Raw genomic sequence first — 12,377 nt, 5'->3', positions numbered from 1 at the left:
TCAGCGCTCGATGACGGCGATCGTGTGCAGTTCGCCGAGGGGCAGGGCCCACGCCGGGCGCGGCGGCGGCGCGTCCAGCGTGCCGATGACGTGCGCCGGGAAGCCGGAAACGACGCTGAGGGGCGGGATCTCCTGGCGTTGCACGACACACGTCCCGGCGCGCACGACGGATCCGGCGCCGACCGACGCGTTGTCGCAGACGATCGCGCCCGGCTCGACCACGGTGCCCGCGCCGAGGCGGCACCCGTGGATCATCGCGCCGGGCCCGATCGTGACGTCGTCGCCGACCAGCAGTTCGTTGTCCGGCAGCAGGTGGAGGACCGTGTTCTCCAGGATCTGCACGCGGGCGCCGATGCGGACCGGGCCGTGGGAGTCGCCGATGATCTTCACGCCCGCGCCGATGACGGTCTCCTCGCCGATGGTGACGTCACCGGTGACCTCCGCCGAGTCGAACAGCACGGCGCTGCCCGCGACCTGTGGCCGCTTGTCACGGTAGCTGTAGAGCGTGCCCATGGTGCCTCCTGCGCCGATTCGGCCGTGGACGTGGCTTAACGGGTGGTCGATCAGGTCGATTTCGTGGTCGCGCAGTGCGGCGATCCGGGCGCGGTCGGCGTCGGTCGCCGTGCGCAGCACGTGGGCCGGCCGGCCGACGAGCACGGTGTCGTCGGCCACGACGGTGCCGGGCGGCACCACCGTGCCCTCGGCGGTGATGACGCCGCTGCCCAGCCGGGCGCCCGGCATCAGGATGGTGCCGTTGCCGATCTCGCACAGGTCGCCCACGATCGCGCCGATGATCTGGCATCGGTGCCCGAAGGCGGTGCGCTGGCCGATCCGCACGGGCTGTCCGGGCCGGCCGACCACGGTGCTGTTCTCCAGGACGGCGGAGTGGTGGCCGATCTCGACGTCGCCCGCGCCGTGGGACCGTACGACGGCCCCCTGGGCCAGGATCGTGCCCGCGCCCAATGCCACCGGCCCGAGAATCCGGGCGGACGCCGCGACCTGGGGCGCCTCACCCGACGCCGGCTCGCTCAGGCTCATCACGGCACCTCCATCCCTGGTTGTTGGCGCATCAACAATAACTGGGCGGGAGATGTGCGGCATCCGGGCGAAATTTCTACGAGCCGTGTCGATCGGGCCGCCTATCGTTCGACGCGTTAGCAGAAGCCGGGGCCAGCCCGGCTGGAAGGAAGGATCACCCATGCGGTTTCTCATGATGACCACGGACGACGGCTCGGCGGCGGGCAACCCCCCGGACGAGAAGCTGTTCGCCGAGATGGGACGGTTCATCGAGGAGATGAGCAGGGCCGGGGTGCTGCTGGCCACCGGTGGTCTCGACCCCCGGGCCACCCACATCAGGTCCTCCGGCGGCAAGATCACCGTGACGGACGGTCCGTACACCGAGGCCAAGGAGGCCGTCGTCGGCTTCGCGCTGATCGAGGCGCGCAGCAAGGAGGAGGCGATCGAGCTGTCCAAGCGGTTCTGGCAGATCATCGGTGACGGCCAGGGTGTCATCCAGCAGGTGTTCGGCCCCGGGGAGCCGATGCCCGGCCAGTGACTCCGGCCCGCTCGCGGCCGGTACGGCTTGCGTCTGCGGTGCGGCGAGTGTTCTCATCGTCCGGGTGACGGCTTCACAGACCCACTCCGATACCCATCGGGCGATCGACGCGGTCTGGCGGATCGAGTCGGCCCGGATCATCGCCGGCGTCGCGCGGATGGTGAACGACATCGGCCTCGCCGAGGAGCTCGCGCAGGACGCCCTGGTGGCGGCGCTCGAACAGTGGCCGGAGTCAGGCGTGCCGGACAATCCGGGCGCCTGGCTCATGGCCATCGCCAAGCGCCGGGCCATCGACCGGCTGCGCCGCCGGCAGACGCTGGAGCGGAAGCTCGAAGAGATCGGGCACGGGCTGGAGACCGAGGACCCGGCGCCGGAGTTCGACGCGGCCCTCGAAGAGGAGCCCATCGAGGACGATCTCCTCCGGTTGGTGTTCACCGCCTGCCACCCCGTCCTGTCCACGCCGGCCCGCGTCGCGCTCACGCTGCGACTCCTCGGCGGCCTGACGACCGAGGAGATCGCGCGGGCGTTCCTGGTCGCGGAGCCGACGATCGCGCAGCGGATCGTCCGCGCCAAGCGCACGCTCGCCGAGGCGGGCGTGCCCTTCGAGGTGCCCGAGGGCGCCGAGCGCGCCGGACGGCTGGCCTCCGTCCTGGAGGTCATCTATCTGATCTTCAACGAGGGATATGCCGCGACGACCGGCACGGCCTGGATCCGCATGGACCTCTGCCAGGAGGCACTGCGTCTCGGCCGCATCCTGGCCGAGCTCGCCCCTCGGGAGCCCGAGGTCCACGGGCTCGTCGCGCTGATGGAGATCCAGGCTTCGCGCGCCCGGGCGCGCACCGGCCCGTCCGGCGAGCCCGTCCAGCTTCGCGACCAGAACCGCGCCCACTGGGACCAACTGCTGATCCGGCGCGGCTTCGCGGCGCTGCTGCGCGCGGAGAAGCTCGGCGCGCCGCCCGGCCCTTACGTGCTGCAGGCCGCGATCGCCGCCTGTCACGCACAGGCCCGCACCGCCGAGGAGACCGACTGGGCGCGCATCGCCGCCCTCTACGAGGTGCTCGTACGGCTCAGCCCCTCGCCGGTCGTCGAGCTCAACCGCGCGGTCGCGCTGGGGATGGCGTACGGCCCGCAGCGCGGGCTGGACCTCGTCGACGCGCTCATCGAGGAGCCGTCGTTGAAGGGCTACCACCTTCTGCCCTCGGTGCGCGGCGACCTGCTCGCCAGGCTCGGCCGTCACGAGGAGGCCCGCGCCGAGTTCGAACGTGCGGCGTCCCTCACCCAGAACGCCTCGGAGCGCACCCTGCTGCTGGACCGCGCGGCCGCCTGCGCACGCCCCTGAACTGGGCGGACGTTCGTCCGAGGAGTCCGCGGAAAATTCTTTGAGAAAAGTTCGCCGGCGGTGTCGATCGGCGGTCCGGCCGTACGACGCGTGGTCAGAGAGCAAGACGAGATGGAAGGACCCCGCTCATGACCGCCGCACACGCCCTCCCCGCCACCTCCCCTGCCCCCGCCCCTGCCGCCGCGCGCCGGCGGGTGCTCCGCAGGGTTCTGTGGGGCCTCCAGGCCCTCATCGCGCTGTTCCTGATCGCGGGGTCCGCGCTGCCCAAGTTCGCCGGTCAGAAGGACGCGGTGGAGACCTTCACCCTGATCGGCTGGGGACAGTGGTTCCGCTACGTGACCGGCGTCGTCGAGCTGACCGGCGCGATCGGCCTGCTCATTCCCCGGCTGGCCGGAGCCGCCGCCACGGGTCTCATCGGCCTGATGGCGGGCGCGGCGCTGACCCAGATTCTGGTGCTGGACCCCGCCTGGGCGCTGTTCCCGGCCGGCCTGGCGATCGTGTTCGCGCTCGTCGCGTGGGACCGCAGGGAGCAGACCCGGGACCTGGCCCGCTCCCTGCGGCCCTGACTTCCCGGCCGGTCGCCGAGGGTCAGACCATGGAGAGCGCGGCGAGGGCGGCGTTGACGATGGACCCGGGCAGCAGGTCGTGGAGCTCGTAGAGGTCTCGCACGGTGCCGGACTGGCCGAACGCGTCGACGCCGAGAGGCACGGCGGGCACGCCGAGAGCGGACCCCAGCCACGCCATGGCGTGCGAGGCCGCGTCGTGGACCGTCACCACGGGAGCCCGGCCGCCTCGCTCGCCGAACGCGGCGCGCAGGGCGCCCGGCACGCTGGGGGTCGTGGCGGTGCGCACCCCCTGGCGCAGGGTGCGCTGCCAGGCGGTGTAGAGCCGGTCCAGGGACGTGACGTCGATGACGTGCGCGGCGATGCCCTCGTCGGCCAGCTCGGCCGCGGCCGCGAGGACCTCGGGCAGCACCGCCCCGCTGCCGACGAGCTGCACGGCCGGGGCTCCGGTGGCGGCGAGCTCACCGGCGTCGACGAGGCGGTAGGCCCCGGCCAGGACCTGCCGCCGCAGCACGGCGTCGCCGAGCCGGGCCCGGGCCGCCTCGAACGGGGCCTGGTCCACCGGCCGGGTCGTGAGCCGGAAGTAGTAGGACCCGTCGTCGTACGGCGCCGCGGTGGCCGCCGCGGTGGGGCCGGCGGCGATGCGGCCCAGCGCGTCGCACAGCAGCCAGTCGAGGGCCACGGCGTAGGCCGGCTCGCAGAAGGTGACCCCGGGCAGCTCCACCCCGATCGAGGCGGTGATGGTGGACTGGTGGGCCCCGCCCTCCGGGGCCAGCGTGACCCCGGACGGGGTGCCCGCGACGACGAACCGGGACCCGGAGTAGGTGCCGTAAATGAAGGCGTCCAGCCCCCGGCAGACGAACGGGTCGTAGACCGTCCCGACCGGCAGCAGCGGCTGCTCCGACAGGTCCCAGGCCAGGCCGAGCTGCCCGAGCAGCAGGAACAGGTTCATCTCGCTGATGCCCAGCTCGATGTGGTGCCCGCCGGGGCCCTCGGTCCAGCGCAGCAGCGGGTCCTCGTGCCAGCTCCGGTGCTCGCCCGGCGCGAAGACCCCGGCTCTGTTGATGAACCCGGCGAGGTTCGTCGAGGTGGCCACGTCGGGGGCGGTCGTCACCAGGTGCCGGCCCACCTCCTTGTCGCGGGACAGGTCGACGATCACCCGTCCGAAGATTTCCTGGGTGGAGACCGGCCGGGTCGAGCGGATCCCGGTGGACTCCGGCACGGCGAGCGGAAGCTGGGGGGACCGGGCCGGCCGGGTCAGCGCCTCGCGGCGGGCCGCGGCCCACGCTCCCGCCGGGGTCAGCGGGTCGAGCCGGTCCCACTCGTCGTCCCGGGTCAGCCCCAGCGCGTCCCGCATGGCGTCGACCTGGGCGGTGCTCATCAGCGCCGAGTGGTTGCGCGGGTTGCCCGCGATCGGCAGGCCCCACCCCTTGACCGTGTACGCGAACAGCACGCTGGGGCGGTCGGTCACCGCGTCGCACTCGGCGAGGGCGGCCAGAACGGCGTCGAAGTCGTGGCCGCCGAGGTCGGTGACCAGTGACCCGAGCTCATCGTCGCCGATCTCCTCGCAGAACGCCTTGACCTCCGTCGGCGCCCCCTCCAGGAACCGGTCCCGCAAGGACTCGCCGGCCAGCCCGAACACCGACTGGTACTGCTCGTTGGGCATCGCGTCGATCCATGCCCGCAGCGCCTCCCCGCCCGGCCGGGCGAACGCCACCTGCAGCCGCCGGCCGTACTTGACCTCGGCGACGTGCCAGCCGGCCGCCTCGAACTGCCCGCGCCACTGCGTGATCCGCACACCGGGGACGACCCGGTCGAGCGACTGGCGGTTGAAGTCGACGATCCACAGCACGTTGCCCAGCCCCTTGGTGGCCGGGTCGGCGACCGCCTCCCACACGTTGCCCTCGTCGAGCTCGGCGTCCCCGATTAGCGCCACGAACCGGCTGGCGGGCCGCGCCCCGAAGTGCGCGTCCACGTAGCGGCGGGTCACCGCGGCGAACAGTGGCGCCGCCGCGCCGAGCCCGACCGAGCCGGTGGAGAAGTCGACCTCGTCCGGATCCTTCGTGCGGCTGGGGTAGGACTGCAGGCCGCCGCGTGCCCGCAGCGTGGACAGGTAGGACTTGTCCAGGTTGCCCAGCAGATACTGCACGGCGTGGAACACCGGGGAGGCGTGCGGCTTGACGCTGACCCGGTCCGCCGCCCGCAGGTGGGCGAACCACAGGGCCGTCATCACGGTCACGAGGGAGGCGCTCGACGCCTGGTGCCCGCCGACCTTGACCCCGTCGGCCGTGTCCCGGTCGTGGTTGGCGGCGTCGATGATGCGCGTCGCCAGCCACAGCACCCGCCGCTGGATCTCGTCGAGGATCTCTGGGTCGGGCCGTTGGCCGTGGTCGTGCATGCCTGTCCTCCCTGGCAAGAGGTGTGTGGGGGGATTGTCGGTCAGTCGGCGGCCGGGACCGCGGAGGCGGCGCGCGCGGCGGCGACGAAGCGCTCGACCAGCTCCAGGTCCTTGCTGAAGCCGCCGTCGGCGTTCCGGCGATTGGTGTGGCTGAGGGAGTCTACGCCCCACGGTCTGACGCGCTCGATCGCCTCGGCCACGTTGTCCGGGCTCAGCCCGCCCGCCAGGATCACGGGGAGCTCCACGGCCTCGACGATGGCCCTGCTGACGTTCCAGTCGTGGGTGTGGCCGGTCGCGCCGATGCCGTCGATCTCGGGCGCGTCGGAGTCGAGCAGCAGCAGGTCGCAATGCGGGGCGAAGGCCAGCGCGACCTCCACGGACTCCGGGCCGGTGACCGGGACGGCCTGCATGATCTGTACGCCGGGGAGCCGGTCGCGCAGATGGGCGACCGCGTCGGGGGGCACCCTCTCGATGTCTCCGCACAGGTGCAGCACGTCCGGCTGGACGGTCTCGACCATGTGGACGATGTCGTCCAGATCCTCCTCGACGGACAGGGCGACGCTGGAGGCGTGACCGCGCAGGGCGGCCACGATGGCGGCGGTCGGCGACGAGGCCCTCGCCGCCAAGATCCTCAAGAGGCTGGAGCTGTGCAGCTTCGCCGCGAGCCTCGGTGGGGTCCGCACCGTCACCCAGGCGCCCTCGACGATGGCCTTCCTGGATGTCCCCGCCGAGCAGAAGGAGAGGATGGAGATCCGGGATGGGATGATCCGCGTCTCGGCCGGGATCGAGTCGGCTCGCGACATCATCGCCGACTTCGACCAGGCCCTGGCGCGGAGCTGAGCGATCAGGAGCGGTACGTGCGCGGCAACGGGGATGGTGGGGCGCCGGTTGTGGCCCTGCTGGGAGACATCAACATCGACCTGCTGCTCGACATCCCGGTCTACCCCGGCCCGGGCGGGGACGCGGTGGCCAGCGGCCAGCAGATGCTCCTCGGCGGATCCGTCACCAACACCGCGGTCGTCGCCGCCAGGCTCGGAGACTCGGCGCGGCTCGCCGGCCGGGTCGGGCAGGACTCCCTCGGGCGGCTGGCGCTGGACGCGCTGACCGAGGAGCGGGTGGACCTCTCGTCCGTGTCCGTCGACCCGGCCGAACCCACCCAGCTCAACATCGTCGTGGTCACCCCCGACGGCGAGCGGACCATGTTCGCCTACCGGGGGGCCAACGCCCGGCTGGCTCCGGACCAGGTCTCCGCCGGTTTCCTGGCGGGCGCGGCCGCCCTGCACCTGTCCGGATATGTGCTGCTCGCGTCACCGCAGCGCGAGGCCGCGTGGGCCGCGGTCGAGCGGGCCCGCGCGGCCGGAGTCCCGGTCACGCTCGACGTCCCGGTGGCCGGGGCCGAGGGCGCCCGCGAGGAGACCCGGCGCCTGCTGCCCCTACTGGATCTGCTCGTCGTGGGGGAGGCCGAGGCGAGCGCTCTGACCGGCCTCGACGACATCCACGCGGCCACCGAGGCCCTGGCCGGGCTCGGACCCGGGCGTGTCGTGGTCAAGCGCGGTGCCCTCGGCAGCCGCATGCGCCACGGCGACTCCTATACCGAGATGGCCGCGCTCCCGGTCAAGCCCGTCGACACGACGGGGGCGGGCGACGCGTTCGCGGCCGGGGTCGTCCACGCCCTCGTCCACGGCCTGGATGACCAGGCCGCTCTCGTGCTGGCCAACACCCTCGGCGGCCTCGCGACCACCTGCCGGGGAGCGGGCACCGCCCTGCCCCGGCGCGCCCAGGTCGCGGGCGCCCTCGAGTCCGGCTGGTCCGCCGATCGGGACCTCGCCGCCGCGGCTGCACGCGCCCTCGCGACACTCATGGGTGACCCGGCCGCCGCCTGACCCGGCCGCCGCCTGAGCTGACCGGCGCCGAGGGAGCGGCGTCAGGGAAGCGTGACGAACCGGCCGAGGAAGTCCCGGGCCGAGGCGGTGTCCAGGCGGTAGTCGTAGTTGGTCGACTTGCAGGCGTCGTCGTCTCCGCTGATCGTCGTCGCCACGAGCAGGTGTGACGTGGGGCCGCCCAGGAAGTTGGGGCCGCCCGAGTCGCCGTAGCAGGTCCCGCCGTCGCCCTCGTGCAGGTTCAGCTCCAGCCATTTGCGGGTGAGGGTCTTGAAGGAGATCGATGTCAGGTTGCGGGTGTCGGTGTAGGTGAACTCGTTTCCGCGCCCACCCTTGGTGGGGGCCAGCGAGCCGTACCCGACGGGGGTGAACCGCGTGGTCTCCAGGGTGCCGTTGGCCTCGAGGCCGTCGAGCATGCCCGCGACGGGCAGGGTGGCGGGCTTGATGCCCGAGACCGCGGTGCTGAAGATGACGACGGCCATGTCATGGGCATCGGCCTCGTCCGTGTACAGCGGGTCGGCCACGTAGCGGCCGGTGTAGACGGGGGCTCCGGGCTCGTAGTGGCTGGCGAACGAGACCCGGGCGGTCTTCTGCCGCCGTGCGCCGCAGTGGGCGGCGGTGAGGAACACCGTCGGCGAGATGAGGGTGCCGGTGCAGTACGACCACGTGCCGTCGTCGTTCTGCTTGTCGGCGATGAGGGCTCCCACCTCCGGATGACCGGACTCGTCGGGGGATCCATTGGTGATGGCCCATGAGGGTGAGGCGACACCCACCACGAGGGCAGCCACAATCACGACAAAGGGGACAAAACGCATTTAGGAACTGTAGCCGCCCATGGGGTCCATATGACACAAACAGGCAGAAAGATCTACGGTAGCCCTCGGGGTGCGCACAGCGGCTGTTGTGACCGTTGAGGCTGATGGTGTGACGCATGCGCGGGTGCCGCTGCGCTCTATTGCGCGATGCGAGAGCATGCGAAAGGCCGCGCATTGTGGTTGCCAATGCGCGGCCATTTGTTCCTCGTCCAGTTTTTAATTATGTTGTCGGCCACTTTCACCGGCTATTTTGGCGCATCACCGCCAATGGGCATTCAGTGCATGTGGTGATGGTGGTGCCCGTGGTGGTGGTGGTGCCGGTGGTGGCGCTTGTGGTGGTCGGGCCCCGGAGGCGGCTTGGCGAGGGACGTGCCGTTCGTTCCCGCATCCTGCGAGGCGCTGAGCACCGTCTTCGGGGCGCTCGGCGCGGCTGACGCTTCGGATGCTTGGGCGGGCCCGAAGGTCAGGGCCGCTAGGAGTGCTGCGCCGAGCGGCAGGGTCAGGCGCTTGCCGTACATGGGCGTCTCCTCTCCTCGCATTCGCACCGGGGCGATTGCGATGACAATTCCATGGTCGACGTCCACGTCTGACCGCGTCTAGTCGAATTGACCCACAATCGGCCCGGTGACCTGCATTCCATTCCAGCGCGTGAGAACGCGTTTCCCATAACGCCCGCGGCCCGGACCCTGCGATTGCCAGACCGGTACTCAGGCAATACGTCACCTGTTTCCAGGGGCCAGGGTCTCCAGGCAGTGAGCGTTGTACATGATGGGACGTTGCCCTCCCGGCTTCGTACGGCGAAGGGATCGACGTCCGAGGCGAGTACGGCGGGCAGCATACCGGCGTGACCGGCATCGAAGGAGGGGAGCCGGAGAGGGCGCGGGCTGCGCCGTTCCCAGGACACGGACCGATCCGCTCGTGGTGACACACGCGTACGGGAGCGCGGGGACACTGGCGTGGAAGTGCGCGGGGCTGGAAGCGGTCGGCCCAGCTGCTCGGCGACAGCCGGCGTCACGTCACAACGGGGCAAACCTCGCCTAACGCGGCACTAAACTTGGGTAATTAACTATCTTGTATCGTTCGCGTTTATGGCGGTAGGTTTGCGCCATGATCGCACCCAGGACTCCGACCACCGCCGAGGAGTTGCGCGGTGCCGGCCTGCGGGTGACGGCCGCCCGCGTCGCACTGCTCGAGACCGTCCGGCACGGTGACCACCTCGACGTCGAGGCGATCGCCTCCGGGGTGCGCGATCGCGTGGGCCATGTCTCCCTTCAAGCCGTGTATGAGGCACTCCACGCGCTCACCGCGGCGGGACTCCTGCGCCGCATCGAACCGGCCGGCAGCCCGGCCCGGTTCGAGGGCCGCGTCGGGGACAACCACCACCACGTCGTGTGCCGGTCGTGCGGTGTCGTCGCCGACGTCGACTGCGCGGTCGGCCACGCGCCATGCCTGACCGCTTCCGACGACCATGGCTTCTCGATCGACGAGGCCGATGTCATCTACTGGGGCCTGTGCCCCGGCTGTTCCACCGCGCGCCGTTCCTGAACACCGTGATCCCCTAGTCCAGAAGGATTCCCATGTCTGAGAACCATGATGCGATCGTCACAGATGCGAAGTCGGAGGACGGAGGTGGCTGCCCGGTCGCGCACGGGCGCGCCCCGCACCCGACTCAGGGCGGTGGAAACCGCCAGTGGTGGCCGGAGCGGCTCAACCTGAAGGTCCTCGCCAAGAACCCCGCCGTGGCCAACCCCCTTGGCGAGGAGTTCGACTACGCCGAGGCGTTCAAGACCCTTGACCTTGCGGCCGTGAAGCAGGACATCGCGCAGGTGCTGACGACGTCGCAGGACTGGTGGCCGGCCGACTACGGCCACTACGGCCCGTTCATGATCCGGATGGCGTGGCACAGCGCGGGCACCTACCGCATCAGCGACGGCCGCGGCGGTGCCGGGGCCGGCCAGCAGCGCTTCGCCCCCCTCAACAGCTGGCCGGACAACGGGAACCTCGACAAGGCTCGCCGCCTGCTGTGGCCGGTCAAGAAGAAGTACGGCAAGAAGCTCTCGTGGGCCGACCTCATGATCCTCACCGGCAACGTCGCCCTGGAGTCGATGGGCTTCAAGACCTTCGGTTTCGGCGGCGGTCGTGCGGACGTCTGGGAGCCCGACGAGGACGTCTACTGGGGTCCCGAGTCCACCTGGCTCGGCGACGAGCGCTACACCGGCGACCGGGAGCTCGAGAACCCCCTCGCCGCGGTCCAGATGGGCCTCATCTACGTCAACCCGGAGGGCCCGAACGGCAACCCGGACCCGCTCGCCGCGGCCCGCGACATCCGTGAGACGTTCCGCCGGATGGCGATGAACGACGAGGAGACGGTCGCCCTGATCGCGGGCGGTCACACCTTCGGCAAGACCCACGGTGCGGGCCCGGCGGACCACGTCGGCCCCGACCCCGAGGCTGCCCCGATCGAAGACCAGGGCTTCGGCTGGAAGAACACCTACGGCACCGGCAAGGGCGCCGACACGATCACCAGCGGTCTCGAGGGTGCGTGGACGACCACCCCGGTGACGTGGGACAACAGCTTCTTCGAGATCCTTTTCGGCTACGAGTGGGAGCTGAGCAAGAGCCCCGCCGGCGCGCACCAGTGGAAGCCGAAGGGCGGTGCCGGGGCGGAGACCGTTCCCGACGCCCATGACCCGTCGAAGAGCCACGCCCCGACGATGCTGACGACCGACCTCGCGCTCCGCATCGACCCGGTCTACGAGCAGATCTCGCGGCGCTTCCTGGAGAACCCCGACGAGTTCGCGGACGCGTTCGCCCGGGCGTGGTTCAAGCTGACCCACCGCGACATGGGCCCGGTCGTGCGCTACCTCGGCCCGGAGGTCCCGGCCGAGACGCTGCTGTGGCAGGATCCCCTCCCCGCGGTGACGCACGAGCTCATCGACGCCGCGGACATCGCCTCCCTCAAGGGCCGGATCCTCGCCTCGGGCCTGTCGGTGTCCCAGCTCGTCTCCACCGCGTGGGCGTCGGCCTCGTCCTTCCGCGGCAGCGACAAGCGCGGCGGCGCCAACGGTGCGCGCATCCGCCTCGAGCCGCAGAGCGGGTGGGAGGTCAACGACCCCGACCAGCTGGCGACGGTGCTGCGCACTCTGGAGGGAATCCAGGAGGCATTCAACGCCGCCCAGACCGGCGGCAAGCAGGTCTCGCTCGCCGACCTGATCGTGCTCGCCGGTGGTGCTGCCGTCGAGCAGGCCGCCAAGGACGCCGGATTCGACGTCGAGGTCCCCTTCACGCCGGGCCGCGTGGACGCGTCGCAGGAGCAGACCGACGTGGAGTCGTTCGCCGCGCTCGAGCCGGCCGCCGACGGGTTCCGCAACTACCTCGGAAAGGGCAACCGGCTGCCGGCCGAGTACCTGCTGATCGACCGGGCGAACCTGCTGACCCTGAGTGCCCCCGAGATGACGGTCCTCGTCGGTGGCCTCCGCGTCCTGGGCGCGAACTACCAGCAGTCGCCGCTCGGCGTCTTCACCACGACCCCCGGGTCTCTGACCAACGACTTCTTCGTCAACCTGCTCGACCTGGGCACGACGTGGAAGGCGACGTCCGAGGACGCGAACACGTTCGAGGGTCGCGACGCCGCCACGAGCGAGGTCAAGTGGACCGGCAGCCGTGCCGACCTCGTCTTCGGGTCGAACTCCGAGCTGCGCGCGCTCGCGGAGGTCTACGCGAGCGATGACGCCAAGGAGAAGTTCGTGAACGACTTCGTCGCGGCGTGGGACAAGGTCATGAACCTCGACCGGTTCGACCTCGTCTGATCATGACGTCCAGGTCGG

At 71.0% G+C, this 12,377-nt stretch carries 12 protein-coding genes; 7 read left to right on the top strand and 5 right to left on the bottom strand.

The genetic code is table 11. The annotated features are described in order from the left end of the window. Entirely contained in the window at positions 1–1,038 is a 1,038-nt protein-coding gene (locus tag N5079_RS06570) for a gamma carbonic anhydrase family protein (protein ID WP_261582608.1), read from the bottom strand. A gap of 160 nt (positions 1,039–1,198) precedes the next feature. Between N5079_RS06570 and N5079_RS06565 the strand changes: the two genes are divergently transcribed. The 3 genes from N5079_RS06565 to N5079_RS06555 all read left to right on the top strand — a co-directional run bounded on the left by N5079_RS06565 (position 1,199) and on the right by N5079_RS06555 (position 3,460). Continuing rightward, positions 1,199–1,555, top strand: coding sequence for a YciI family protein (locus tag N5079_RS06565; protein WP_261582607.1), 357 nt, complete (start codon positions 1,199–1,201; stop codon positions 1,553–1,555). Positions 1,556–1,619: 64 nt separating this feature from the next. Then, positions 1,620–2,894: an RNA polymerase sigma factor gene (locus N5079_RS06560; RefSeq protein ID WP_261582606.1), complete on the top strand. Its 1,275-nt coding sequence runs from the start codon at positions 1,620–1,622 to the stop codon at positions 2,892–2,894. A gap of 128 nt (positions 2,895–3,022) precedes the next feature. Then, complete coding sequence (locus tag N5079_RS06555; protein WP_261582605.1) at positions 3,023–3,460, top strand: DoxX family protein; 438 nt, start codon at positions 3,023–3,025, stop codon at positions 3,458–3,460. A 22-nt stretch (positions 3,461–3,482) separates the two neighbouring features. On the opposite strand, the gene N5079_RS06550 is transcribed toward N5079_RS06555, so the two are convergent. Further along, positions 3,483–5,855, bottom strand: coding sequence for a transketolase-like TK C-terminal-containing protein (locus N5079_RS06550; protein WP_261582603.1), 2,373 nt, complete (start codon positions 5,853–5,855; stop codon positions 3,483–3,485). Positions 5,856–5,896: 41 nt separating this feature from the next. After that, positions 5,897–6,445 (bottom strand): phosphoribosylanthranilate isomerase, encoded by a 549-nt coding sequence (locus tag N5079_RS06545; RefSeq protein ID WP_261582601.1) that lies wholly within the window; start codon positions 6,443–6,445, stop codon positions 5,897–5,899. 1 nt (position 6,446) lies between these two features. Here N5079_RS06545 and N5079_RS06540 point away from each other — a divergent pair, with 1 nt between their 5' ends. Then, on the top strand, positions 6,447–6,695 hold the full coding sequence (locus N5079_RS06540; protein ID WP_261582599.1) for a PLP-dependent transferase: 249 nt from the start codon (positions 6,447–6,449) through the stop codon (positions 6,693–6,695). Between the two features lie 17 nt (positions 6,696–6,712). Continuing rightward, complete coding sequence (locus tag N5079_RS06535) at positions 6,713–7,738, top strand: carbohydrate kinase family protein (protein WP_261582598.1); 1,026 nt, start codon at positions 6,713–6,715, stop codon at positions 7,736–7,738. Positions 7,739–7,779: 41 nt separating this feature from the next. On the opposite strand, the gene N5079_RS06530 is transcribed toward N5079_RS06535, so the two are convergent. Both N5079_RS06530 and N5079_RS06525 read right to left on the bottom strand, forming a co-directional pair. Next, positions 7,780–8,550, bottom strand: a complete 771-nt coding sequence (locus tag N5079_RS06530; protein ID WP_261582597.1) for a S1 family peptidase — start codon at positions 8,548–8,550, stop codon at positions 7,780–7,782. A gap of 275 nt (positions 8,551–8,825) precedes the next feature. After that, positions 8,826–9,068 (bottom strand): hypothetical protein, encoded by a 243-nt coding sequence (locus N5079_RS06525; RefSeq protein ID WP_261582595.1) that lies wholly within the window; start codon positions 9,066–9,068, stop codon positions 8,826–8,828. Between the two features lie 589 nt (positions 9,069–9,657). Here N5079_RS06525 and N5079_RS06520 point away from each other — a divergent pair. Next, the gene (locus N5079_RS06520; protein ID WP_261582593.1) at positions 9,658–10,095 is read left to right on the top strand and encodes a Fur family transcriptional regulator; all 438 of its coding nucleotides are present in this window, start codon (positions 9,658–9,660) and stop codon (positions 10,093–10,095) included. A 32-nt stretch (positions 10,096–10,127) separates the two neighbouring features. Next, positions 10,128–12,359, top strand: a complete 2,232-nt coding sequence (gene katG / locus N5079_RS06515) for a catalase/peroxidase HPI (protein ID WP_261582592.1) — start codon at positions 10,128–10,130, stop codon at positions 12,357–12,359. Positions 12,360–12,377: the final 18 nt, after the last annotated feature.

Origin of the sequence: Planotetraspora sp. A-T 1434, assembly GCF_025420585.1 — a bacterium.
Lineage (GTDB): Bacteria > Actinomycetota > Actinomycetes > Streptosporangiales > Streptosporangiaceae > JAOEGB01.
Note: the sequence above shows the minus strand (reverse complement) of the source record. Positions and strands in the feature narration are given on the sequence as shown.

What these genes read in the sequence shown, in the direction of transcription:
- N5079_RS06550 (WP_261582603.1), bottom strand. Translation starts at nt 5,855, where the DNA reads ATGCACGACCACGGCCAACGGCCCGACCCAGAGATCCTCGACGAGATC.
- N5079_RS06570 (WP_261582608.1), bottom strand. Translation starts at nt 1,038, where the DNA reads ATGAGCCTGAGCGAGCCGGCGTCGGGTGAGGCGCCCCAGGTCGCGGCG.
- N5079_RS06520 (WP_261582593.1), top strand. Translation starts at nt 9,658, where the DNA reads ATGATCGCACCCAGGACTCCGACCACCGCCGAGGAGTTGCGCGGTGCC.
- N5079_RS06525 (WP_261582595.1), bottom strand. Translation starts at nt 9,068, where the DNA reads ATGTACGGCAAGCGCCTGACCCTGCCGCTCGGCGCAGCACTCCTAGCG.
- katG (WP_261582592.1), top strand. Translation starts at nt 10,128, where the DNA reads ATGTCTGAGAACCATGATGCGATCGTCACAGATGCGAAGTCGGAGGAC.
- N5079_RS06540 (WP_261582599.1), top strand. Translation starts at nt 6,447, where the DNA reads ATGGCGGCGGTCGGCGACGAGGCCCTCGCCGCCAAGATCCTCAAGAGG.
- N5079_RS06565 (WP_261582607.1), top strand. Translation starts at nt 1,199, where the DNA reads ATGCGGTTTCTCATGATGACCACGGACGACGGCTCGGCGGCGGGCAAC.
- N5079_RS06555 (WP_261582605.1), top strand. Translation starts at nt 3,023, where the DNA reads ATGACCGCCGCACACGCCCTCCCCGCCACCTCCCCTGCCCCCGCCCCT.
- N5079_RS06530 (WP_261582597.1), bottom strand. Translation starts at nt 8,550, where the DNA reads ATGCGTTTTGTCCCCTTTGTCGTGATTGTGGCTGCCCTCGTGGTGGGT.